26 protein-coding genes are annotated in these 24,155 nt (G+C 45.1%); 6 read left to right on the top strand and 20 right to left on the bottom strand.

Annotated features, from left to right (window positions below; all coding sequences use genetic code 11):
* Nucleotides 1-7 precede the first annotated feature (7 nt).
* Genes GY843_RS20525 through GY843_RS20480 form a run of 10 tightly spaced genes read right to left on the bottom strand, consistent with a single transcriptional unit; the run spans nucleotide 8 to nucleotide 6,986 of the window.
* Nucleotides 8-1,462 (bottom strand): sigma-54 dependent transcriptional regulator, encoded by a 1,455-nt coding sequence (locus GY843_RS20525; protein ID WP_297312521.1) that lies wholly within the window; start codon nucleotides 1,460-1,462, stop codon nucleotides 8-10.
* On the bottom strand, nucleotides 1,462-2,421 hold the full coding sequence (hypB, locus tag GY843_RS20520) for a hydrogenase nickel incorporation protein HypB (protein ID WP_297312519.1): 960 nt from the start codon (nucleotides 2,419-2,421) through the stop codon (nucleotides 1,462-1,464). Before hypB ends, GY843_RS20525 begins: the two co-directional genes overlap by 1 nt.
* 2 nt (nucleotides 2,422-2,423) lie before the next feature.
* Nucleotides 2,424-2,765 (bottom strand): hydrogenase maturation nickel metallochaperone HypA, encoded by a 342-nt coding sequence (gene hypA / locus GY843_RS20515; protein WP_297312518.1) that lies wholly within the window; start codon nucleotides 2,763-2,765, stop codon nucleotides 2,424-2,426.
* A 31-nt stretch (nucleotides 2,766-2,796) separates the two neighbouring features.
* A complete protein-coding gene (locus tag GY843_RS20510) occupies nucleotides 2,797-3,942 on the bottom strand; it encodes a hypothetical protein (RefSeq protein ID WP_297312516.1) in 1,146 nt (381 codons plus the stop codon).
* A 3-nt stretch (nucleotides 3,943-3,945) separates the two neighbouring features.
* A complete protein-coding gene (gene hybE / locus GY843_RS20505; RefSeq protein WP_297312514.1) occupies nucleotides 3,946-4,488 on the bottom strand; it encodes a [NiFe]-hydrogenase assembly chaperone HybE in 543 nt (180 codons plus the stop codon).
* Nucleotides 4,489-4,493: 5 nt separating this feature from the next.
* On the bottom strand, nucleotides 4,494-4,718 hold the full coding sequence (locus tag GY843_RS20500; protein ID WP_297312512.1) for a rubredoxin: 225 nt from the start codon (nucleotides 4,716-4,718) through the stop codon (nucleotides 4,494-4,496).
* The gene (locus GY843_RS20495) at nucleotides 4,715-5,581 is read right to left on the bottom strand and encodes a hydrogenase expression/formation protein (protein ID WP_297312510.1); all 867 of its coding nucleotides are present in this window, start codon (nucleotides 5,579-5,581) and stop codon (nucleotides 4,715-4,717) included. The genes GY843_RS20500 and GY843_RS20495 overlap by 4 nt, the downstream gene beginning before the upstream one ends.
* Before the next feature lie 23 nt (nucleotides 5,582-5,604).
* On the bottom strand, nucleotides 5,605-6,036 hold the full coding sequence (locus GY843_RS20490; protein WP_297312509.1) for a hypothetical protein: 432 nt from the start codon (nucleotides 6,034-6,036) through the stop codon (nucleotides 5,605-5,607).
* Between the two features lie 12 nt (nucleotides 6,037-6,048).
* Nucleotides 6,049-6,348, bottom strand: coding sequence for a HypC/HybG/HupF family hydrogenase formation chaperone (locus tag GY843_RS20485; RefSeq protein ID WP_297312507.1), 300 nt, complete (start codon nucleotides 6,346-6,348; stop codon nucleotides 6,049-6,051).
* A complete protein-coding gene (locus GY843_RS20480) occupies nucleotides 6,348-6,986 on the bottom strand; it encodes a HyaD/HybD family hydrogenase maturation endopeptidase (protein WP_297312505.1) in 639 nt (212 codons plus the stop codon). Before GY843_RS20480 ends, GY843_RS20485 begins: the two co-directional genes overlap by 1 nt.
* A gap of 318 nt (nucleotides 6,987-7,304) precedes the next feature.
* On the opposite strand from GY843_RS20480, the gene GY843_RS20475 reads away from it, so the two are divergent.
* Nucleotides 7,305-7,523, top strand: a complete 219-nt coding sequence (locus tag GY843_RS20475; protein WP_297312504.1) for a hypothetical protein — start codon at nucleotides 7,305-7,307, stop codon at nucleotides 7,521-7,523.
* A gap of 107 nt (nucleotides 7,524-7,630) precedes the next feature.
* Nucleotides 7,631-8,734 carry a phosphoribosylaminoimidazolesuccinocarboxamide synthase gene (locus tag GY843_RS20470; RefSeq protein WP_297312502.1) on the top strand — a complete coding sequence of 368 codons (1,104 nt, stop codon included), beginning with the start codon at nucleotides 7,631-7,633 and terminating at the stop codon, nucleotides 8,732-8,734.
* A gap of 70 nt (nucleotides 8,735-8,804) precedes the next feature.
* Here GY843_RS20470 and GY843_RS20465 read toward each other — a convergent pair whose 3' ends face one another.
* Nucleotides 8,805-10,049 carry a diguanylate cyclase gene (locus GY843_RS20465; protein ID WP_297312500.1) on the bottom strand — a complete coding sequence of 415 codons (1,245 nt, stop codon included), beginning with the start codon at nucleotides 10,047-10,049 and terminating at the stop codon, nucleotides 8,805-8,807.
* A 129-nt stretch (nucleotides 10,050-10,178) separates the two neighbouring features.
* Entirely contained in the window at nucleotides 10,179-11,051 is an 873-nt protein-coding gene (locus tag GY843_RS20460; RefSeq protein WP_297312498.1) for an ABC transporter substrate-binding protein, read from the bottom strand.
* A 259-nt stretch (nucleotides 11,052-11,310) separates the two neighbouring features.
* On the opposite strand from GY843_RS20460, the gene GY843_RS20455 reads away from it, so the two are divergent.
* Nucleotides 11,311-11,646, top strand: coding sequence for a DOPA 4,5-dioxygenase family protein (locus GY843_RS20455; RefSeq protein WP_297312496.1), 336 nt, complete (start codon nucleotides 11,311-11,313; stop codon nucleotides 11,644-11,646).
* A gap of 2 nt (nucleotides 11,647-11,648) precedes the next feature.
* Here GY843_RS20455 and GY843_RS20450 read toward each other — a convergent pair whose 3' ends face one another.
* The 8 genes from GY843_RS20450 to GY843_RS20415 all read right to left on the bottom strand — a co-directional run bounded on the left by GY843_RS20450 (nucleotide 11,649) and on the right by GY843_RS20415 (nucleotide 20,110).
* Complete coding sequence (locus GY843_RS20450; RefSeq protein WP_297312494.1) at nucleotides 11,649-12,533, bottom strand: patatin-like phospholipase family protein; 885 nt, start codon at nucleotides 12,531-12,533, stop codon at nucleotides 11,649-11,651.
* A 15-nt stretch (nucleotides 12,534-12,548) separates the two neighbouring features.
* Nucleotides 12,549-14,000 (bottom strand): nickel-dependent hydrogenase large subunit, encoded by a 1,452-nt coding sequence (locus GY843_RS20445; protein WP_297312492.1) that lies wholly within the window; start codon nucleotides 13,998-14,000, stop codon nucleotides 12,549-12,551.
* A 1-nt stretch (nucleotide 14,001) separates the two neighbouring features.
* Nucleotides 14,002-14,997, bottom strand: a complete 996-nt coding sequence (locus GY843_RS20440; RefSeq protein WP_297312490.1) for a HupU protein — start codon at nucleotides 14,995-14,997, stop codon at nucleotides 14,002-14,004.
* Nucleotides 14,990-16,330 (bottom strand): ATP-binding protein, encoded by a 1,341-nt coding sequence (locus GY843_RS20435; RefSeq protein WP_297312489.1) that lies wholly within the window; start codon nucleotides 16,328-16,330, stop codon nucleotides 14,990-14,992. Before GY843_RS20435 ends, GY843_RS20440 begins: the two co-directional genes overlap by 8 nt.
* 36 nt (nucleotides 16,331-16,366) lie before the next feature.
* Nucleotides 16,367-16,729 (bottom strand): TraR/DksA family transcriptional regulator, encoded by a 363-nt coding sequence (locus GY843_RS20430; RefSeq protein WP_297312487.1) that lies wholly within the window; start codon nucleotides 16,727-16,729, stop codon nucleotides 16,367-16,369.
* A 98-nt stretch (nucleotides 16,730-16,827) separates the two neighbouring features.
* Nucleotides 16,828-17,124: a c-type cytochrome gene (locus GY843_RS20425; protein ID WP_297312486.1), complete on the bottom strand. Its 297-nt coding sequence runs from the start codon at nucleotides 17,122-17,124 to the stop codon at nucleotides 16,828-16,830.
* 213 nt (nucleotides 17,125-17,337) lie between these two features.
* Nucleotides 17,338-19,248: a molecular chaperone HtpG gene (htpG, locus tag GY843_RS20420; protein WP_297312484.1), complete on the bottom strand. Its 1,911-nt coding sequence runs from the start codon at nucleotides 19,246-19,248 to the stop codon at nucleotides 17,338-17,340.
* 145 nt (nucleotides 19,249-19,393) lie between these two features.
* Nucleotides 19,394-20,110, bottom strand: coding sequence for a DUF599 family protein (locus tag GY843_RS20415; RefSeq protein WP_297312482.1), 717 nt, complete (start codon nucleotides 20,108-20,110; stop codon nucleotides 19,394-19,396).
* Between the two features lie 93 nt (nucleotides 20,111-20,203).
* Between GY843_RS20415 and GY843_RS20410 the strand changes: the two genes are divergently transcribed.
* The 3 genes from GY843_RS20410 (at nucleotide 20,204) to GY843_RS20400 (ending at nucleotide 24,113) form a co-directional block, all read left to right on the top strand.
* Nucleotides 20,204-20,527, top strand: coding sequence for a DUF3301 domain-containing protein (locus tag GY843_RS20410; protein WP_297312480.1), 324 nt, complete (start codon nucleotides 20,204-20,206; stop codon nucleotides 20,525-20,527).
* A gap of 219 nt (nucleotides 20,528-20,746) precedes the next feature.
* Nucleotides 20,747-21,796 carry a spermidine/putrescine ABC transporter substrate-binding protein gene (locus GY843_RS20405; protein ID WP_297312478.1) on the top strand — a complete coding sequence of 350 codons (1,050 nt, stop codon included), beginning with the start codon at nucleotides 20,747-20,749 and terminating at the stop codon, nucleotides 21,794-21,796.
* On the top strand, nucleotides 21,783-24,113 hold the full coding sequence (locus GY843_RS20400) for a bifunctional diguanylate cyclase/phosphodiesterase (protein ID WP_297312475.1): 2,331 nt from the start codon (nucleotides 21,783-21,785) through the stop codon (nucleotides 24,111-24,113). Before GY843_RS20405 ends, GY843_RS20400 begins: the two co-directional genes overlap by 14 nt.
* Nucleotides 24,114-24,155 lie beyond the last annotated feature (42 nt).

Here is a 24,155-nt window from a genome sequence, read left to right as displayed (position 1 = left end):
CGGTTTCCTAGTGGAAATCCTTATTCAATCCATAGCGTTCCAGCTTTGAACGAAGCCCTACCCTGGAAAGCCCCAGTTCGCGGGACGCCTGGCTTTTATTCCAGCGATGGCGGATCAAAGTTTCGCGCAAAATACGCTTCTCTAGAGTTTCGATCCTCTCCTTCAAAGTACCATCCAGACCAGCAAGTACTTCGGTCTCCTGGGTTTCTTCAACTGGTGCTGCACGCAATACTCGCGGACTCAGCAGATCCGCTGATAGCCACTCATCTTCAGCCAGAACCAACATACGACGAATCTCATTCTGTAACTCACGAACGTTGCCCGGCCAACAGTAGCGGCTCATGCAATCCAGCGCTTCATCGGTAAAACCTTTTACTGGTTTAGAAAACTGAGTTTCTGCTTTCTCCAGGAAGCTCTGCGCGAGAACAGGGATATCCATAGCGCGTTTTTCCAGAGCAGGTAGCTCCAACGTCACTTCCGCAAGACGGAAATACAGATCCTGACGGAATCGCCCTGCCCTTACCTCTTCCTCCAGATCCCGATTGGTAGAAGCCACCACACGCACATTAACCTTGCGGCGCTGATGTTCACCTAAGCGACGTACTTCTCGCTCCTGTAGAACACGTAGAAGCTTTACCTGGAATGCAGGACTGATCTCACCAATCTCATCAAGAAAAATCGTGCCGCCATCTGCCTGTTCGAATAGGCCGACATGGTCGGTAATCGCCCCGGTAAATGAACCTTTCTTATGTCCAAACAGCTCCGATGCCAATAGTTCGTCAGGCATTGCACCACAGTTTTCCACCACAAATGGCCGCTCTGTGCGTAAGCTGTTGTAGTGCAGAGCACGGGCAAACAACTCTTTACCAGCGCCTGAAGGGCCAGTAATTAATACGGATACATCATAGGGAGCAATTTTAGCGGCCTGTTCACACAAGCTATTCAGCGGGCTGTTGGCTCCACGACGAATCTCATCCAGTTGAAATGCCTGCTGCAAACGCTGTTTCTTCTGGCTGATGTTATGCTCTGCCTGATCTTCAGTCAGACGCATCTCCATCGCTAACAGCTCGTTCTCATTCTGCAGCTCAGATAAGCGACAAGCCCCTCGCATAATCAATAACAGATTGTCCGGATGCCAGGGTTTGGTGATGTACTGCAAGATACCTGCTTCGTTCAGACCTTTGATGATGTCTTCAGAATCTGTATAACCCGATAGGATCAAACGCGCTGTTTGCGGCCAGCGTTGACGCACATCGGTAAGAAACTCTACACCGGTTTTTCCGGGCATACGCTGATCACACAGGATTGCCTGGACGTCATGCTGTTCCAGTAGCTCCATTGCCTGATCAGCATCAGAAGCGGTCAGTACATTAAACTCTTCATCGAGGGTGCGTTCTAATGTTTCCAGTGAACGGATCTCATCGTCAACACAAAGCACCGTGGGGCGGGTGTGAGTTAACATCAGAGTAACGCCTTAAACTGGTTAATTTCAGACTGTAACCGGTCAATACGGTTCTGGATCATGCCCTGGCGATTGCTATCCAACCAATCGATCCACTCCTGCATGCCTTCACCACTTTTCGCTGAAAGCTGCATCACTTTAATATCAGGGTTTACCTGGCGGGCGAAATCGATACATTTCTCCACATCAAAATCCAGATAAGGCAACAGATCCACTTTATTCAGAATCATCAGATCTGCAGCATGGAACATATCGGGATACTTTATCGGTTTATCTTCACCTTCGGTCACTGAAAGTATCGCTACTTTATGTGCCTCCCCCAGATCAAACGCTGCTGGGCAAACCAGATTACCGACGTTTTCAATAAACAGAATTCCACCCTGCAGGTCATCAAAGTTATCCATGGCGTGGCCCACCATATGGGCATCCAAGTGACAGCCTTTACCGGTATTCACCTGAGTTGCGGGCACACCGGTTTCACGGATACGATCTGCATCGTTAGCGGTCTGCTGATCACCCTCAATCACAGCAACTTTACGGTTTTCCTTAATCTGATTGATGGTTTCTGTCAGCAGAGTTGTTTTACCTGAGCCGGGGCTGGAAACAAGGTTCAATACAAACAGGCTCTGAGCTTCAAAGCGGGTACGGTTTATGGCCGCATAACGATCATTTTTACCGAGAATGTCTTGTTCAATCTGAACCATGCGACTCTGACTTAAACCCGCCACATGAGCATGAGCCGGACCTTTGCCAAAGTGCAAATCATCGCCTTTCTTCTCGATCACCTGTTCATCGTGGTGATGAGCGTGACTGTGCTCATGATGATCATGTTCATGACCGTGATGATGCTCATGGTTCTTAGTATGCTCATGGCTGTGAGCATGATCATGTTCATGAGAATGCTGATGCACTCCCTCAATCTGTACATTGCCTTCACTGCATCCGCAAACAGTACACATAGTTACTCCACCTCTAACTCTTTAATGCGCATCTCTTCACCGGAAGTCAGCTGCAACTGATGGCTACCGCATTCAGGGCAACTATCAAAACGCTGGGTTACCGGAACATTTTTAAGACACTGCATGCAAAAAGCTTCACCTTTTGTATTTATTATATTGAGTGTAGCGCCCTCAGCGAGGGTACTACGGGTTACGGCTTCAAAACAAAAGCTTAGCGCTTCCGTCTCGATCATTGCCAAAGGGCCGATCTCCAGCCAGACAGTTTTTACCCGGCTATAGTTCTGCGTTTTGGCCTGTTCTTCCAGAACCTGAATAATGCCTTCAGCTATCGACATCTCATGCATAGTTATTCTTCTTATTCAGCACTCTAGTTATTCACTTCTTAATCACTTCAACCTGATATGCGACACAGGGGTCAACCGCTAGAATCAGCTTTTCCACCAGCGGTTTTACCAGATTCTCTGAAACCACAACGCCTTGAAGCATTTTCACCAGGCTTCCTTGAGGGTGAAAGTTCCATTCAGTGGGAGCAACCACTTTATAACTTGCTACCCTGGAGTGTGCCAGCTCATCTCCCTCAAGGGTAATATTATGTATCAAGGTTCCCCGCGCAATCTTCACAGCAACAAACCCAGGAGCCAAAACATCGATCAGTTTTTCCCTACCTGCGTAGAGTAGACGCTGTGGCACTCCCTTTAGCTCCAGGACTAAAGCCAAAAAACGTAAAGCAATAGGATGCATGTTCAGCGCTTTGGCTTCAGTTACCATTGACTGCTTACTATTCCGCATCCAGACACTGGATTCTGCACAGTGACCTAGAATATCCGGTGCGGCGCAGAAGTTATCTTCACATAACTTCTGCTTAAGATACTCAAAAGATGCATCATGCTCTGATAACTCTAAAGGCTTTGCACTCTCTCCCAGATGAATGCCCGCAAACTGTTGATTCAGTCGTGCCACAGCATTCCCAACAGGATGATATCTATTTTCGGCATAAACAGACTCTTTAAAACTTAGTTCATTGCCAGCTGTTAGGTTTTGTAAAAGCCCTTTTAACTCGCTGACAGAAAGCTGAATATCTCGCTCAATTCGCTGGGTATCTTCTACCTCTGCATGGAGCTGTAACGACCAGGAAAATTTTGCCTTCACCTGGCTAAACCACTTTAAAAGTGCTGGAGCAGAAATCACCTGTACATCGGGCAGCCAGTCCTGCACCAGTCGCAATCCTAGCTCTTTCACAGTTTCAGCCAATAATAGAAAGTTTCTTACTCTTAACACTTCTGGATCAGCTTGATGGCCCTGATTACTTTCTATTGCGGTAACGCAAGCAACCGTTTGCGCCCTACTACACAAGGAATAAAGCAGAGGAACGATGGTCACAACTTCCTCTGGAGTTTTCCCTTCTAGTATACGGCTAACCAGTTTCGGGCGACTCGACTGGATACTAACTCTGGTAATCTGATATCCATCGTACTCAACAGTAACCGTTATCTGGCCCGCTACCCCCGCAAATACACTCATACTCTATTCCCGGTTTCCTAAGCCTGCTGTTAGAAAACCGCGACGGCTTAACTTTTCAGGTTTCGCAGTCCGAACCCTTGCTTTTTTCTGTAACTCTTCTTTTTCCGCCTTTTCTACCTTTTCCGCTTTGAGAGCACTCTGGCGATCAGTCAATTCCTCATTTTCGGATTTGAACAACGCATGCATCACCTCTTCCGCGGTCTCAACCGCAGTTTCTTGATCAGAAAATTGCTCCATTGGGGAAAACAGAGAACAACTCAAAAACGCGCCAAATCCTTCAAACCAGTTATAGATAAATTCGTACTGACCCGATGGCAGCGCCATTAATTGCTTTGACCCTTGTAAATCCTCTCCCCAACCATCTTCCTCAGCAGCTAGAATCACCAGATTCATACACCAGGGTGTTAGCAAAACTCCTATACCCCGACCTGCATATTCCTGAAATCCGATCACAGCCACATCCAATTCGGCGTTAAACACAGGCAGGTCACACATCTTCTCAGAAACATTCTGATAGGTTTGTAACAACAGATCAGGAGTCTGCATACCGGCTAACCTTCCAGCACCATAAACTGATCTTTCTCGCCATCACATTCTGGGCACCGCCAGTGATCTGGCAGCTCGGAGAACGGCGTTCCAGCAGCAATCTGCCAGACGTCATCCCCTTGTGCTGGATCATAAACATACCAGCAGATCTTGCATTCAAGGCGGACGTCATCAGTTACTCTGCTGTTGTCACCAAGGTAACTACCTTCAAACCCCTGATAGTCGCTCACACCAATACCTCACGGATCTCTTTTAATCGCTCAGCAGAGTCATCCAGATCTTCCTGAGCAGCACAAGCAACCTGTGGGATATCGGTGATCTCGAGGGTATCCAAAATCAACTGATCAGTACTGTTGAAATACTGAACCCTCCACAAACCATCAACACAGGTTGAGGTGATACGGCAGTTACCATAACCACGAGAGAGGATAGTGACTGCACCTGTCCCGGTTTGTTCACTCAGGAAAGCATGATCCTGTGGCGAAAACGGCAGCAATGAAAGGTTGATCACATGTTCGGAAATGCACTCTTTAGCCTGCTGATAACTCTCTGAAGCCTCAGAAATTTCGACTAAAACTGAGGGCGCATTAAGTACTCCCGCAGGGAGATTTTCACTATCAAATTTCACCTGTTTTTTGTTAGCAAAAGCATACTTACGACTACAGAGAGGAACATCCGCAATCTCAATACTCTCCTTTATAACCACACCCTGTTCGTTGCTTTCACGTAAACGCCAAACACCCGCCAATACAGTTTCCTGTGCACGAATGGTTGTATCAGAATCAACCGTCACACTTACTTCACCTTCACCCAAAATCTGGTTTAACAGGTCCAGATCTGCATCCGGCATCGCATCCAGAACCAGCGTTGGGACATCATCCCCCACTTTGTAGTGATCCAGCAGGGTTTGTAACTTTTCAAGTACTGCCAGGGCCTGTGGACACTCAGCGGCCTGATCAGATTCAGGCAACACAGGAATATCGTAGCTATCCATCTCGGAAGGCATTTTCATATAGTCCAGGACCATCTCACCTTCTTCCTGACTGCCTGGGCCCATCGGAACATTAACTAAAGGGATTCCATTATTTTGCATTGCTGTTTCCTCTTTCAGTTCGCTTATTGACCGCATGGACTTTGCGTTGGATTCGCCACTACCGGAATTCCGATACCAGGATCACGTTTGGGCTCCAGGGCCAAAATACTGTTGATTTCGGCCTGATAAACGTCCCAATCTTGCACCTTGCTGATATTGCCGAGAAAACGGCCCTGCTTAAGAAACACCAACGTTGGCCAGACATTAAAGTTGTATCGCCCCTGTACCTTCTTTTCGAAACTCTGCGAAACCACAGCAGGTTTCAATTGAGGGAAACAACTGACCAGCTCCGGAAGAATTACCGCAACATCATTGCTTTCAGGAAATCGCTTGGGCTGCTCTGTACAAAAAAGAACACTGAATTCATTCGCTTTGATAAATTCATCAAAGTTATTTTCATCTAACAACGGGTAATTCAACTCTTCGATCAGTCGGTTGATCAGTGGTGATGACATGATCTTGCTCTCTTATTTTTGTAAATGTGGTGGAAGTTGCGGTTCACGATCCAGAAGATCCGAAAAAAGATGGTCCAAATCGCCGTCCTGTCCCTGCATCACGGCTTCAACAGCTTGCAAAGCTTGCCTTACCTGGACAGCCCGCTGCTCAGTAATAATCTCGCGTGCAGCTCCCATGAAAACCAGTACCCATGTCCCTGAGGGTTGCCCCCCGACTAGAGACATATCAACTTTCTCCTGCTGATCACCGTTAAGGCAGATTGCTTCTTCGGCAACACAACTCTGGACCTTCATCGGAATTCCCAGACACATTAGCTGTGCCTTTCATCAGTTGGGATGAAACGGATATCACCTTTACGGCATGCTTTATCTTCGGAAGGACGGCCAGATTCATAGCTGCGCATTTCAAGTTCTTCAGGAGCTAGGCCTTCACTCTCGCCGACGTTTGCTAGAGGCTCGATACCAAACCCCTTCAAGTAATCCAGCGCAATTTCTAGAGATGGGACAATCTGTTTTTTAACCGGATCACGAAGGCTGCCACCAAAATCTTCCAATTCAACGGGTTGGCAGCCCACCAAAAGCAGATGCTCGGGGAAGCCGCCTGTGAACTCAGCCATGGCCAGCACCTCCTGAAATCCGGTCTGGTGCAGACTCATCTGTTTAGCTCCCATAAATTTAGGAACTTCAGCATCATATATTTTCTTTAAGGTTCCCGGCTCCAATCCATAATCGATAGCATCGAATACCACCAGGATATCTGCGGCCTGGACATGCTGAACCAGATAGATACCTTGGGTTCCACCATCCATCAATTTTACATTTTCGGGGAATTGATAATTCTGATTGAGAGTTTCGACACAACGTACTCCAAAACCTTCATCGGCCCATAAGATATTGCCAATTCCAAGAATCAGTACGTTTTTGTTGCCCTTAATAGCTTCTGCCATCATCCAATTTACTCTGTTTGTTTTTATTGGAAATAGAGATAGTTAGAGATCTTTTTAGATATGCATTTGCATACCTACCTACTCACTTAACAAGGACTGTGCCAAAAACCATTGCTGCTCTGCAGGGTGCACCACTTCAACTGTTACGGGAGGGGTTACAACTTTTGGCTAAAAACCCAAAAAGAAAGGAATAGTTACACTTACCAAAAATATCGGAAAGTAACTTTCCATGTCAAAATATACGCTTTATATTGCTTGGATCTTGGGCAATTCTGATATAATGCCCGCCTATTTTTCGCTTTCTGGAGCAAATAAGAGTTAATGACTGAAGAGGAACTCATCGGTCGTCTCTCGCAACTATCAACCGAGCAATTGGACGCTTTACACGACAAACTTCAGCTGAAAATTCAGGAAAAACAAGCTGAACGTGAGAGACTGACAAAACTTCCACCGCGCACTTCCAATGACCTGGAAGCACTGGCCGAGATTCAGGACCTTGATCTGAGCTCTCTGTTACGCGACGCGAAGAAGTACAGTTAACCAGACAGATTATCTTTGAGCGGTTAACTCTAGCGATTACTATTTTCAAAGAATGCGGGCTTCACGTATGCCCCCATTCAGGTTTAGACATTACTGGACATATCAATATGAGTCTTGCTGATAAAGTATTGGCAGTTAACAACGATCTTCCAATTCGTACAGAACAACCTATCCACAGCGGTAAAGTACGCTCTGTTTACTGGCTAAAAAAAGATGACTGTAAACGCTTAATTAAAGAGAAAGGTTACGACGTACATGAAGATGCAGAACTGGCCGTAATGGTGATCAGTGACCGTATCTCTGCGTTCGAATGTATATGGACCGGTGAAGGCGGCATGCAAGGCGTTCCTGGTAAAGGGGCTGCACTAAATGCGATCTCGAATCACTGGTTCAAAATGTTCCGTGAAAATGGTCTGGCAGACAGTCATATTCTTGATATCCCACACCCGCTGGTTTGGATCGTTCAAAAAGCCAAACCAGTAATGATCGAAGCGATCTGCCGCCAATACATCACCGGTTCGATGTGGCGTTCATACGCAAAAGGTGAGCGTGAATTCTGCGGCATCCAGATTGCTGAAGGTCTAGAGAAAGACCAGAAACTACCTGAACTACTGATCACACCTTCCACAAAAGGTGTTATGAAAGGAATCCCTGGCGTTCCGGAAGTAGATGATGTGAACATCACGCGTAATGATCTGGTTAATAATTTTGAAGCTTTCCAGTTCCGTTCAGCAAGCGATATCGATCTATACGAAAAGCTACTCAAAGATGGCTTCGGAGTGATTAGCTCAGAGCTGGAAAAGATCGATCAAGTGTTTGTCGATACTAAATTCGAATTCGGTTACGTAACCGATGCGGAAGGTAATAACAAACTGATCTACATGGACGAAGTAGGTACTCCAGATTCTTCCCGTATCTGGGATGGTCCATCCTACCGCAATGGTAAGGTGATCGAAAATTCAAAAGAGGTTTTCCGTCAGGAGCTACTCAATCACTTCCCTGACCCGGATATTTTGGTCAACAAAGACCGTATGGATGAGCGTTGTGCCCTGGCAGAAGATAACGAACTGCCAGCTTCGTTGATTCAGAAAGTATCTGATACCTATGTAAACATCGCAGAGAAGATCACGGGTGAGCAGTTGGTAATCTCTGAAAACCCAAAAGCTGAAATCATCGAGACACTGCGCAATGACTTTGGTTTGATCGATTAATTTATTGCCAATTAAGAATAAAAAACGGGAGCAAGTAGCTCCCGTTTTTTATTCTGGTAAACCTCAAGAATTAAGGAAGACTATCCTCCACTTTATTCTTTCCGGTCTGTTTACTGATATAAAGCGCGCGGTCAGCTCGATTGACTAGCTGTTCAATACTCTCCCCTTTCTCATACTCAGCCACGCCAAAGCTACAGGTAACAAGATGAGAAATAGAGAAATTATGCTCACTTATTTTCTGACGAATTTTCTCTGCAATTTGATGGGCAGAAGTAAGATCAGTTTCCAACATTAGGAAAAGAAACTCTTCCCCTCCCCAACGGCCAAAACGGTCAGTTTTTCTTGAACCATCAACAACCAACCTGGACAGTTCAATCAATACCCGGTCCCCTACAGCGTGGCCATACTGGTCATTTACCAGTTTAAAATCATCAATATCAAAAAAGATCAAAGATAGGCGCCAATCATGACGATCAGCCAGATCAATAAAGCCTTCCAGCTCCGAACGTAATTTATGCCGACTAAGGATACCTGTTAACGCATCTTTCTCAGCAATTCGCTTCAGCATCTTATTGTAAGCAGACATTCTAAGATAACGGTATAATGCAAATACAGATACAACACCAACCGCCATCAACAACCACCAAATAATCCGATAATCTACGGTGTGTTTATACTCAACTGTCATCCATCGATTATTGATCTGCTCATGCTCTTTAGGCGTGATCCTCTCAATGGATTTATTCATTATCCCTAACAAATAGGGCTGATTCTTCGTTACAGCAACACTGATATCCCAGCTATCATGCAAAACATCACTGATAGTAATGTCAGAGATCTGCTGCTCTTTAAGAAGATAAGTCAGACTAGCATCAGCCCCAGCGACTGCATCAATCTGACCAGATTTAAGCATTCTTAGGGCATCCAGATAATTATCAACAATAATAAAGTCTGCCTCCGGGTAGCGATTACTCAGGATGTCATGAAATGCAGATCTCGCGATAACACCTATACGCTTATCATTAAGCTGCATAGCACTGTTTTGCGGCTTTGTGGCAACAACAGCAGGAATACTCAAATATGGCTTGGAGAACTCTAGATAAGAACTTCGCTGCACTGTCTGCATCGCACCTGCAATCAGATCACATTTACCCGATTTAGCCATTAACAGCGTTTCGCGCCATGTAGTGGAAGGAATTAAGCGATAACGAATCCCAACATTTTTCATAATCAAACGCAGGTAATCCGAGATCATCCCCTGATGTTCACCATCGCTATACGATTCATAAGGGTACCAAGCAGGATTAATACACACTCGTAAAAGCGGGTTAGCGTTTAAATACCCCTGCTCGGCTACGCTAAATCGGTGAATGTTGCTCGGGGGCTGGTAGATAAAATCACTAAAGTCATAACCACGATAGATGCTTCCAGTGATCAGGTAAACCTAGGCCATTTCATTAAATTTGTTTAACGAGAGCGTGCCGAAATTCCCTTCATCATCAAACGCTAGCTTTTTCAGTTCACGCCCTTCAAAACGAAGCGCTTCTATTGTCTTTTTCTGAGAGTTGTAACGTTCAAAAATAACCTGAGCGGTCTCATCAATATTTTCAAATGCATATAACCAACCACGGAGGGAAGCACGGTACATACGGTCAGTGATCAGGGGATTATTCTTTATATACTCTCGGGACGTGAATAGGATGTCTGAGTACATATCAAACCCATAATCCTTGGGGTGCAGGATATTGTACTTAACCCCTGCCCGCTCCATCTGATAAGGCTCGTTTGAAATGTAAGATGCCATAGCATCCGTATTACCATTGATCAGATCAGCCACGTTATAGCTGTGGTTCTGTTGGTTGATATCACTGATAGTGATGCCTGTTTGCAGCAACATGGCCATAACCTCACCAACATTCTTTGCATCGTTGGTGATCATCACATTTTTTCCTTTGAGATCGGAGGAGAGAACAATTCCCGAATCACGGCGGGTTAATAGCATCAAAGGTGATTGCTGGTAGGCTGCGAACAACGCTACAACATCAGCCCCCGCATTCTTATCAATAAGTAATGAAGTTCGCCCTACGGCGAACTGACTCCGGCCTTCAAGAACCTCATCAACAAGATTAGTTCCGTAATCAAATTCTTTTAGTTCAACCTCAAGGCCCTCTTGTTCATAAAAGCCCTTTTCAATCGCCATATAATAGCCAGCAAACTGAAATTGGTGCTTCCACAGCAGTTGTAGGCTGACCTGATCATTTGCCGAAGCCAAGCCGGAAAAGGTAAGAAGCATAAGACTCAAAAGAAAAAGACGCATCTACAGATACCTGAACGACCACTCTGCATCCTTGAGTTTAGGCCAAAAAATTGCTTTAAGATTAAGAAAGTAAGGAAAGTGGCTAGTTGCTACAAAAAATAACAGCGATCAGTTTTTTCATTTAACTAAATACTTAAATCGCTGATACTCATTTCCACTAAATGGATAACAGCCACCTAATCAGAGCATATTGAAAACCAATATTAGAACTTTTAAAAGTTATTCATTAGTAAAATATAAATTATTGTAAGGGGCTTATATGACTGTATTTTCTGCATACCACGCACATGTGTATTACGAAGAGCAAACTTTTGCTCAGGCTGAAGTGCTGTGCAACACCGCATCAGAGCGCTTCAATATTGCAATGGGAAGGATGCATAAAAAGAATGTTGGCCCTCACCCTAAATGGAGCTGCCAACTGGCATTCTCTCAGAGACAATTCTCAGAGTTTATTCCCTGGTTAATGAAAGAAAGCCAAGGCCTTACTATTCTGATCCACCCCATCAGTGATGATCACCTGAAAGATCACCGTGACTACCCGATGTGGATTGGTAAATCAGAAATTTTAGATCTGTCTCTGTTTGAGAAAGATTAAAACTAAAACTTGTGTTGATTCTGCTGCAGAAACTCCCTTGCTTTAGCATAGCCCAGTTCAATAACCCGCTCTGCCTTGTGGAACTCCAAAATGCCGCAAGCATTACGAGGAACCTCAATCAGAAAATCCGGTGGATAGGCAGCTAATTTCTGGCGGGCAATACTTCCCTGCATGGAATCAAATGCTTGGTTCGCCACATCATACATACTCAGAGAACGCTCCAGAGCGCTCTCACCTTTATAAAGCTTTTCAACAAAATGACGTACTTTATCCCTGAAATCGGGATTTGGATTTTCATGGTGGTGCTGTGACACGGCTGAATATAGATTTGGATCGACTGGTGCTCCGAGATTCACAGCAATAGTATGCTCTGTTTTATCGTGAAAAGTCGGTGCAATGGGGACAGGATTTAATATACCCCCATCCACAAGAAAGGAACCATCATATTCCACCGGAGAGAAGAAAAGAGGTAGAGAGATAGAGGCACGGATAGCATCAAACAACGAACCTGAATTGATCCATACTTCCTTCTCTTCATCGATATCCGCAGCTATAGCAGTAAAACTGATCGGTAAACTCTCTATAGTCTGATCACCCACCAACTCAGTTAAAGTGGAGATAATTTTATCCCCTTTTACCAAGCCATCCGGGCGCCAAGTAAGATCAAGCAGGCTGACAATATCCGTTTTGTCTATCGCCCGAACCCATTCTTCAAATTCAGGTAATTTACCCGCCGCATAGACTCCGCCGATCAACGCACCAATAGAACAGCCAGATATGGATTCAATCTTATAGCCCTGAGAGGTCAGCTCATTAATAATGCCAATATGAGCAAGACCACGAGCCCCGCCACTACCAAGTACCAAAGAGATAGTTTTATCGTTCACCTGAATTCCCTTAAATCAGTGCACCGTACAGACCATACAAGGATCAAACGACCTAACAATATGCTGAACAGCTACAGGTTCCTTTTCCCCTTCACGCACTGGCGCACCGACTAATGCTTGCTCCAAGGCCCCCGGTATAGATTGTTCATCCCTGGGTGAGAAGTTCCAGGTAGTTGGGGCAATAATCTGGTAGTTAGATATTTTTCCTTCCTGCACATTAATCCAGTGGCCGAGACTACCACGAGCAGCCTCAACTAAACCAAAAGCACTTCCTTTATTCGGTAGCTCTGCGTGATTGCAGAATGTATCTGCAGGATCAATCTGCTTAACCCACTCCTGCATGACCGGTATGACCAAAGCCAGTTCGAGCATACGGGCAATCATGCGGTTTTCCACATTGCCACCGCTCTGTTGTACCAGATCGACAATCAGCGGGTGGCGATTTACCAACTGGCGCGCCAGTGCTCCAACTTCAATAACCTGACGGTTCAAACGAGGTGCTTTACACCAGCTGTAGGCTTCCGGATTATCCAAAGATGGATCGGTAATGCCTTCACTAGGTTTAAGTGGTTTATCAGCACCACCCATCCAGGAGTAGGACAGATCTTCAGTTATCTGTTCAGGGTTTAAGTCCATGACTTGCCCCTGCATTACCAAACCCGGATTAAATAACTTTTCGCCCTCAAGCTGGTAATTACCGTAACTCATAAACTGATCAGTAGCCCGGCCCAGATTAGAGAGCTTTAGGTCATCGCTGAGATGCAAAAAGGTACGAAAATCACTGCTGTGCCAATGATCCCTGTCACGCCAGTTTTCCAGAGCTGTAATCGAATCCAGTTCCGCTATTTCATCCAGATCAGTACCGAACAAGTTCTGTTCCAGATAACGACGAAATGCAGAGATGATTGCCAACAGGCGGATACGTTCTTGAGCCTCGATAGGTTTCGCACTACCCCCAGGCTGCAGAGTAAGGCTATGTGGCCACTTACCTGCCATAATGCCCATCAGATGCAGGAACTCAGCACGTGCAGGCAGCATAGTTCGAGCAGCCAGCCCCTCCTTCGCTTTAAAGCGTTTTTCTACATCTGAAAACCAATCTTTGCCCTGATAAACCTCTCGACAGAAATCAGGCATAAAGAACAGGTAAAAATGGGTTAGTAGATCAGTCATATTTTCATTGGCGAGGACCAGATTGGTTGCCAATTCACCATTGCGTGGCATACCAACCTGCATCAGCTCACCCAGAGCCCTGGCACAGGCAACAGATTGACTTACCGAGCAGATACCACAGATTCGAGGAGTATAAACCAAAGCATCCATGGGGTTTTGACCCAGCATAATCCGTTCAAAACCACGGAACATAGGGGAATTAACCCGTGCACTTTGCACCTGCCCCTGTTCAATATCCAGACTGACTTCCAGATCACCTTCAACCCGGTTAAACGGGCCAACCAGTATTCGACTCATCTTAGCCTTTTCTCTTATGTATGGTCGGAGGATAGATTAACTTCTCAGAAGTCGCATTTTTGCGTAAACGTTCAGGAGTCGCTGCCTTCGATAGTGAAGCCAGAGCAACAAACCAGGCTTTTGGCATATCTGTTGGCAAACCTACTGGGATTCCCGCTACTTTTGGGGTTTCCGTAAAGCTATGTCCCGGCTCTTCAAATTCTGGCGCGGTACAGTTAATACAGGCATAGCCCCCCTTAATACAGGAACCCTGTCCGTTCCAAGGGCGGGTGTTGCAATCAGCATGAGCCTGGGTTCCCAAGCAGCCCATATTTTCCATCATACACCCACGATCACCTGCGACCTCGGCACTGGCTTTATATTCGTAGAACTCATTCCTGCTACAACCATGATGAACCAACTGATCGGCATACATTCGGGGCCGAGCAAATTCATCAAGCTTATCTTCAGTATGTTCGCCTAAAGCGATACTGATCAGTGTTTCTACAACCCAGTTTGGGTGTACTGGACAACCGGATATATTGATAGTTTTAAATCCCTTCTGTGAGCGATAACTGCCGCCAAGCAGCCCTCCAGGGACCTCACCTTCAAACTGCAGCCCAGTGGCATCTGTCAGATTTTCGCCTGCGGCGGATATCCCTCCATACGCAGCACATGAACCTATCGCAATGTTATAGAGCGCTTTCTGGGATAGCTCTTCAATCCATTGCATCATCGGTTTACCGGTTCCGCCAAACAGATGAAAACGTCCTGTCCCATTGGGCCCTCGTAACACAGAACCTTCCACACAAAGCATATCCAGCTGGATTTTATCACTGAGGATATCCTCAAGGATCTCTACCACCTCTGTTCCACTTTCTTCACTTAAGGAAGGGTGCCAGAGCAGATTGATACCAACTGACTCTAATGAAGTCATAAGATCAGGAGATTCAGCATTCAAGAGGGACATGGAACAACCACCACAACCCGCAGACTGCAACCAGAGTAGGTTAAGCATGCTCATCCTCCTCATTCGTAAGAACCAGTAGCGCTGCGGCCCCGCCTGAGCTCAGATTACGGATCTCTAACTTACCGCCATGTTCTGAAACAATGCCATAACTAATAGACAAGCCCAGACCAGTGCCCTGCCCTACGGGTTTAGTAGTAAAGAATGGATCAAATAGGCGCGACAGATTCTCTTCCGGAATTCCCGGACCACTATCGATTACACTGAAAAAAGCCTGCCCTTGATCGCTCCAGGCTTTTAAAGAGAGTTTCTGAACTGGTGAATCCTCCATAGCATCCACCGCATTCTGGATCAGATTCACCACCACCTGATGAATCTGCCCGGAGTGCCCAAAAGCTTGCAGTTCTTCTGGGATGTCTTCAGTTACTTCAATCGGACGCTTGCTCTCTTTAATAATCCAATGCAAAGCCGTACGTATAACATGGCTCAGATCAAAGTGAGTTTTAGCGGATTCCTGAGTGGAAGAGAACTGGCGAAGATCATTAACAATCTCTTTTACTCTATCTGCCCCTTCCATGGTACCGTCCACCAGCGAGTTAAGGTCTTTGATCAACTTTTCCAGACGCAGTTGCTCGCGCATCCTTTTTAACTCTTCGCGGGATTGCCCCTCATTGATCGCATCAAAATACTGACTCAAACGATCGGTATAACGCTGTAACGCGTGCATATTGCCGTAAACAAAACTAATCGGGTTATTCAGTTCATGGGCAACACCGGCAACCAGACGTCCTAAAGATGCCATTTTCTCGGATTGAACCAAACGTTCCTGTGCTAGTTTAAGCTCTGCATGGGCTTCATTAAGTTCTTTATAAGCTTTTTGCAGTTCACCCAAAGGACGACCGATCAGTACCATACCGACCAAACGACCACGATGGTTCTTACGTGGAGAGCAGTTCATCGACAGCGGAACAGAGCCTTCAAACCCTTTTAGTTCCAATTCACAATCACGAATCGGCTGAACCCGGATCTGTTTCAGGAAACCATTCACTTTTTGCAGATAACGCTGCTCTATCAGCTGCGTAAAATTCTCGCCTACCAACTGCCCTTCAGTTTTGCCCACCAAAACCTCGAGTGCACTATTCACTCGCATAATGACCCCGTTCTGATCACAAACGATCAGAACATCACTCATCGAACGCTGGATACTGTCAAAGAAAACCTTATTCTCTTCTAGCTCCGCATTCTTCTCTTCAACCTCAACTTGGTAGTGGACAAGGTCCGCATAAGCCTCATCCATTTTCTGGATAACACTGACCCAGGCATCTTCAGAATCAGTTGCTGAAGATACTTGTGGAGTTGGGGGTAATTCATTCTCTTGGGACATAGACGTGCACTGATCACTCAAAACTCAGGACTGTTCCTAGGACTGTTCCTGTTGCTCCTGACATCCAATACATAAAGGGCTTTCAGGTTTAGCATGCAGACGTGCTAATGAAATCTCGTCACCACAGCTATCACAATAACCATAGTCTTCACTGTCAATTTTACGCAGAGCTTCCTCAACCTGTCGAATACGCTCCTGGCACTGTCCGAGATTAGCTTTCGCCATATTCTGTTGCTGCAATGCTTCACCGCGAGACACACGTCCAAACGCCTGTTGATCGAGCTTAACTGGCTCAGCTGTATGCTTGAGTGAATCAACCTCATCATCCAGCTCATGTTTAAGCTTATGTAACTTATCAAGTAACTGCTCTACCTGAACGTCATCGATAAAATCAGTCATACAAACCTCACTGTTCATAACAGTAGACTCGCATAAATACGCCACATAAAAAAGGCCGCTTAAAAAGCGGCCTTCTAATCAAGAGGAACAAACAAAACTTACTGAGCTAACAGCACTTCCACTGCGGCTTTAAGTGATGCGTCATCACACGTAGCACAAGTACCTTTTGGAGGCATCGCACCTTTACCTGTAATTACCGTCTGGACCATAGCATCAACACCCGCAGCTTTACGTGCATCCCACGCTGCTGCGTCACCTGGCTTAGGCGCATTACCAACACCTGCTACATGACAACCTTTGCAGTGCTTATCGTAAACTGCCTGACCATCTGCCTGAACACCCATAGACGCTGCCGCTAGTACTGCTGCTGCCACAAAACCCATTGCTTTTTTCATCAAGATCACCTCACCCGATCCAGCTTTATTCTTTATTGGTATTCAACTGCATATCGCCATCGAAAACCTTGATCCAGCGCATTAAAGACCGTTAGGTCTGTGCTGGATTACGAACTAGTGTAGATTAAAAATACAAAAAGCGGCCTTAACGGCCGCTTTATCAGTAACTTAATTTTTTACTCGGGTATTATCCGCAAACTTAACTCAGAGAGTTTATGCACTCAGCTCAAGCAGTAGCTTGTTAAGACGCGCTACATAAGTCGCTGGATCATCCAACTGAGCACCTGCTGCAAGACCTGCCTGATCAAACAGAACCAGTGCCAGATCAGCAAAGCGGTCTTCATCCGCTTCCTTGTCCAGTTTTTCAATCAGTGGATGCTCTGGGTTAACCTCAAATGCTGGCTTGTTATCAGGTACGGCCTGACCTGCAGCTTCCATAATCTGACGCATCTGCATGCCCATATCGTGGGCACCCAGCACCAGACAAGCAGGGGAATCTGTCAGACGGTTAGTGATACGTACGTCAGATACTTTATCACCCAGGCTAGATTTCAGGCGTTCAACCAGACCTTCCAGCTCTTTTGCTGCTTCTTCCTGCTCTTTCTTCTCTTCTTCAGTTGTTGTCTCTTCCAGATCCAACTCACCTTTGGTGACATCCTGGAAGGACTTCTCATCGTAGTTGAACAACTGACTCATCATCCAGTCGTCAATACGATCTGTTAGCAACAATACTTCGATGCCTTTCTTACGGAAGATTTCCAAGTGCGGGCTGTTCTTAGCAGTGTTGTAGTTATCTGCAACAACGAAGTAGATCTTATCCTGACCTTCCTGCATACGGGAGATGTAGTCATCCAGAGATACATTCTGCTCATCGTTGTTATTGTGCGTGGAAGAGAAGCGCATCAGCTTCAGGATCTTCTCACGGTTAGGATAATCTTCAGCAGGGCCTTCCTTCAGAACCTGACCAAACTCTGCCCAGAACTTAGCGTACTCTTCAGGCTTGTTTTTACCCAGTTTAACCAGCATATCCAAAACACGCTTGGTCAGAGCAGAACGCAGTTTATTAACGTTTTCATCCTTCTGCAGAATCTCACGGGATACGTTCAGGGACAGATCCTTAGTGTCCACAATACCTTTCATAAAGCGCAGGTACAGTGGCAGGAACTCTTCCGCCTGATCCATGATAAATACGCGCTGTACGTATAGTTTCAGGCCACGAGGAGCTTCACGGTTCCAAAGGTCATACGGTGCTTTTTCTGGCACGTACAGCAGAGAAGTATATTCCAGATTACCTTCAACTCTGTTGTGTGCCCATGTTAGGGAATCGCTGAAGTCATGGGAAATATGCTTGTAGAACTCCTGATATTCTTCTTCGGAGATATCAGACTTGTTACGTGTCCACAGTGCTGTCGCGCTGTTTACAGTCTCGTCTTCCTGCTCAGCAGCAACTTCCTTCTCGTTACCCTCATCATCAAACTCAGGCATTGCTTCCTTCTGCATGATGACAGGAATAGAGATGTGATCGGAGTATTTGCGAACTAGGCCACGCAGTGCATGACCATCGGCAAAGCTCTCTTCACCTTCTTTAAGGTGCAGGACGATACGAGTACCCCGGCCCTCTTTATCAACATTGCCGATAGTGAACTCGCCTTCACCTTCTGACGCCCAATGTACACCTTCTGCAACAGGCAGGCCTGCTTTACGCGTGAAGACTTCTACTCGCTGAGCAACGATGAATGAAGAGTAAAAACCAACACCGAACTGACCGATCAACTGAGTATCTTTGTTCTGATCACCTGTCAGCTGCGATAGGAACTGAGCTGTACCCGATTTAGCAATCGTGCCCAGGTGCTCAATCACATCATCACGGCTCATGCCGATGCCGTTATCTTCAATAGTCAGTGTTTTAGCTTCTTTATCAAAGCTGATGCTGATTTTCAGATCACCATCATTTTCATACAGAGCACCATTTGATAGTGCTTCAAAACGCAATTTCTCTGCCGCATCAGATGCGTTAGAGATCAGCTCACGCAGAAAGATATCTTTGTTGGAATATAGAGAGTGGATCATCAAATGAAGCAGCTGCTTCACTTCTGTCTGGAAGCCATGAGTTTCTGTAGTCATCAACACTTTTCCAATAGGTCTGTTTTACTGTGAAACCGTATAGGGAAAGCCTCCCCATACATTTACCAATAAAAGCAATATTGGGACATGAAAAACCTTTTCAAGCACTGCCAATAAGGTTTTTCATGAATAAACCATTTTAGGCTCAAGATTCCTCAGTACTCATCATCAATGTCTTCAGTGTCGAAGACTTGAATTCACGACGATAAAGAATGAACACAACACCTGTACTCAGTGCCATAAAAATCCAGGGACTGATAAACCAACCAAGAACAGCTAGACAGAAATAGTAAGTTCGAAGGCCAAGGTTGAAGTTATTCGCAGCCATAGAGGTCATCTTTGCTACCCGACTGGCATGAGCATTTACCTGCTGTTCTGAAGGGTGTTCCTCGGGATGGGGAGCGCCGCCTATCATAATGGAGACAAAGCCATACTGACGCAGACTCCAGGTAAACTTGAAAAAGGCGTAAACAAAGAGCGTGATCATCAACAGGATTTTCAGCTCCCACTCTGCACGGGTAGCAGGGTAGACAAATGGAATGTCGGCCACCACATCTATCGCCTGTTGAGTAGAGCCCAGCACGGTCATAAGACCGGCAAGAATCAACATGGTAGTGGAAGCAAAGAAAGATACACCTCGTTCCAGATTGGCAATCGCAGTGGTATCAGCAATACGGACATCGCGGGTCAGCATTCGCTTCATCCACTCTTTACGATACATATGCAACATACTGGCAAGACAAGCCGTATCAAAGCTCCGCTTGCGCGAGTAATACATATAGCCTTTAAAGCAGGCCAGAAACCAGAAAAGCGCCAAAAGATTGAGTCCGTTTTCTATGACAAACTGCTGCAGGGACCCCATAAAAAAGCTCCAATCAAGAATTATCGTGCATTATCTAGCAACTCATTGTAAAACAAGCATAAAGTAATCGCTTCATTGTGGAAACAATAACCCATGTTTGTTGATATAGAATCGCTGTTCTGGATTACCCTGATCATTTTTATGATCTACCACTGGTGGCAGTCCCAGAAAGTTAAAGAGGTAGCACTTAAACACACGCGCCGTAAGTGCAACGAGCTTGAGCTGCAACTGCTAGATGACAATATCAATCTACGGGGGTTCTGGCTTAAGAGAGATGGAAAAGGACAGATCCGGGTCTGGCGCTCATACAATTTTGAGTTTTCTTCAACGGGTGATGAACGCTACAAAGGTAAGGTGGTTGTTCTGGGCAAAGCAATCACAAATTTTGATCTGGAACCTCATCGTTTAGACTCGTAAATTCTAGTGAGCAGCTTGGAAGAAGCAAACTTTCTAGATAAGCCTTATATTTGATAACTAATGATCTTCGGTCCATATACGAACAGATCACCTCTCCCAATACCTGAGCACAACTTATATACACCCAAGTGCCCTTTTCCTCTTTTTTGATTAACTGCTATAAAATAATACAAGTGCTTAAATTCAGCGCACCTAATAAAAACAATAAAGAGAAGAATTATGAGCTTATTCCGTATTTACCTCACGGTACTTTCTCTTGTTGCACCGTTTCAGTTAAATGCTGAAACCCTGAACCTATTGAATTGGGAAGCTTATCTCAGTGAAGAGATCCAACATCAGTGGGAACAACAATCAGGTAACCGCATTGAAATCATCTACTTCGACAATGATGAAAAAAGGGACGCGATACTTCTTAATTCCAAACATAACAGTATTGATATAGCGGTTGTCGACGAAGTCATTGCTGAACGTTTCGGCAAAGAAGGAAAGTTGATAAAGCTTACTGAAGAGAATGTTCCTAATCTAAAACATATGGGTGAGTTCTGGCGCTACCGTTGCGGTAATTATGCAATGCCTTACCTGTGGGGAACACTAGGCATAGTCTACCGCTCCGATATAGTCGCAACGCCTCCGACATCTTGGAATGATCTACTTAATCCCAGTGAACAGCTTAGAGGTCATATCGGGATGATGGACGATTACACCGATATGTTAGCTCCGGCATTGTTTCTGCATCAGCATGAGTTAAATACGGAAGATCCCAAGGCTTTCAAACAAGCCTTTGCAAGTTTAAAAAACCAGCTCCCCCATGTCCTGACCTATGATTACGTAATCACTTTCCTTCAAAACAGTCCAAATGCAGACGAACTTCATATGGCACTTGCATACGGAGGTGATCAGTACACCATTAATGAACTGCAAAACAGCAAGGGGCTGTGGAAATATGTAATACCTGCTGAAGGTACAGTACTGTGGGTAGATTGCCTTGCGATAACTGCATCGTCTGAACACCAGCAAGAAGCTTTAAATCTGATCAACTATCTGAATAAACCGGCTATTGCTGCAAAGAACGCAGAAGACCTTTATTACGCAACCCCTAACGATGCTGCGACGAAGCTGCTCTCTGAGGAATTCAGAAACGACAGTGAAATCTTCCCAGAACATAAAATATTGAGAAGAAGTGGCCTATATGAGGTGTTAAGTAACGAAAACATCAGGCAACGACTAAGAATAACGAACGCGATTATTAATATTCATGAATCTCAATAAGCGAGCAGGTCTATTAATACTACCGGTAATTCTGGTCAGCTACATTCTGGCTGCATTCTTTATCTATGAGCAGCAAGCCAAATCAATACATCAATTGGAACAGAACAAGTTAGACCTCCGCTTAAATAACCTAAGATCTGAGTTTCTCGCCTATAACCGGTTCGTAGATGCCTACCAGACTTTTCTAATTGAAGGGGATACGTTGGCACAGTTTATTCGTGATACAGATAATATCTTCCGTGACCGTATGCTATCCAGCAATTTGAAGTCTGCGATTAGCAGGTATTTCAGTAATAAGTCACAACATGCTTCTCTGTCTATCATAACCTCTGATAACCAAAAAATATTTTATGTTGAAAATAGTACAGACCCTTTCGCTGACATCAGCACTGTTCAGCTAAATATGGCAGCTGTCATGCAGGAAAAAAAAGTATTCCAGTCCTGGCGGCATTACCCTCATTTAGCACCTGCCATTATTCAGAAGGGCGTAACAGTAGATTCTCGCACACTGAGCTCACCGCACGTTAATCAGCTCAACCACACTCTTCACATTATTGTAACTGTTGCCCCAAAAAGGTTTGAAAGGCTGTTAAAAAAAACAACTTCAGAATTTAAAGCAACGATAGAGTATCTGACAACGAAACCGTTACCCGAACAAAATATCCTAACCTCTTCAGTAGCGCTTAGAGACCAATACTATCTGAAAGTCACCCCTTCACGCTCTTACCTGGATGAACAGTTATCAGTTCTCAAAACTCAGCTACTTTCATTAGTCGTTATTGGTGTGTTTGTCTCTTATACCATCCTGCAATATTTGATCCGCAAATATATCACTTCTCCAATCTCCCTTCTGGATGAACAGTTAACTGATGTTATGGAAAAAAAACGTGGCAATATCGAAGCGCCACGCGCTGCTGATGAAGTAGGAAGGTTAGGCAGAAAATTTCACAGGTTATACGAACAGTTAAATCAATCTTTTCTCGAAAGCCGCCATCAGTCCAGAACAGATGCTTTAACTCAGCTACCAAACAGAGCCGCATTCTATGAGTCAGCTGCAGTAGAACTTGCTGAAGCTGAGCAATTTCGCAGTGAACTAAGTATCGCTTATCTCGATCTGGATAACTTCAAGTTCGTGAATGATAAATACGGCCATGAGGTTGGCGACAAGCTTCTGAAAACCGTCGCGGTTCGTTTACAGAGCATCACTCGGCAAAATGAAGATGAGGCAAAATCCAAACAGCCCAGTGTATACCGCCTATCCGGTGATGAATTTATTATCATGCTGCCTGATCTAAACCGCGATCAGACCTATTCCCTGTGCGAGAAAGTCCTTAATTTATTTACCGATGGCTATCATTTTGACCTCGGTAATTTCCCGGTAACAGCCAGCATCGGTGTTGCAACTTTTCCCAATGATGGTCACTCACTTTCACAGCTCATTTCCAACGCTGATCTCGCCATGTATCAGGCGAAGAAATCAGGCAAAAACAAGCAGGCTAGTTATTCCAAAGAGCTCGCAAAAAAAGACCGCGAGTTAAAAGAAGTTGAAAACAAGCTTAAAACACTCAACTGCGATCAAGAATTCAAACTCTTCTACATGCCGATCATTGACAGCCATGGTCATATCAAAGGTTGTGAAGCGTTACTTAGATGGACGTCTGAGGAACTGGGTTCAGTCTCTCCTGCCCTATTCATTCCAATAGCCGAAAGCACAGGCATTTTTGAAAAGATTGATCTTTGGGTAATTCAGCAAGCCTTTCAAGATTCCCATCTATTGAAAAACAGCCTGGATGATCATTTCGAGCTCTCTATCAATATTTCATCAGCGGAGATCGGCAGCGAGCGTTTTTCAGAAAAAGTAACGAATCTATGCCACAAGTATAACGTGCAGCCAAATAGCTTTGTCATTGAAATCACAGAGACCTTTGCCCTACAGCAAGAACAGGATGCCCTTAAATGGCTGAGTAGCTTTCGTAATCAAGGCTTTAAAATAGCAATCGATGACTTTGGAACGGGCTATACGAGCCTCATGCAGATGCTCGATTACCCAGTAGATATCATCAAGTTTGATAAACAGCTGATCGAGCGAATTGGGATTCCAGATAAGAGAGATATGACAAAAGCCCTGATCGGCCTTTGTCACCTACAGCAGATTGATGTAGTTGCTGAAGGTATCGAAACAGATGAACAATATAAGATTCTGTTAGGGGCGGACTGTGATTATCTGCAGGGCTTTTATATGGCTAAACCCATGCCGATTGATGAATTTCTCATCTGGGCAGAGGATTTCCAGCAAGAGAGTAGCGAACAGACATGACAACCAGATCAGGATTTCAGGCACAAAAAAAGCAAGGCATAG

Source organism: Neptuniibacter sp., assembly GCF_024231755.1.
Taxonomy (GTDB): domain Bacteria; phylum Pseudomonadota; class Gammaproteobacteria; order Pseudomonadales; family Balneatricaceae; genus Neptuniibacter.
The sequence above is the reverse complement of the archived record's forward strand: the minus strand, read 5'-3'. Positions and strand labels throughout refer to the sequence as shown.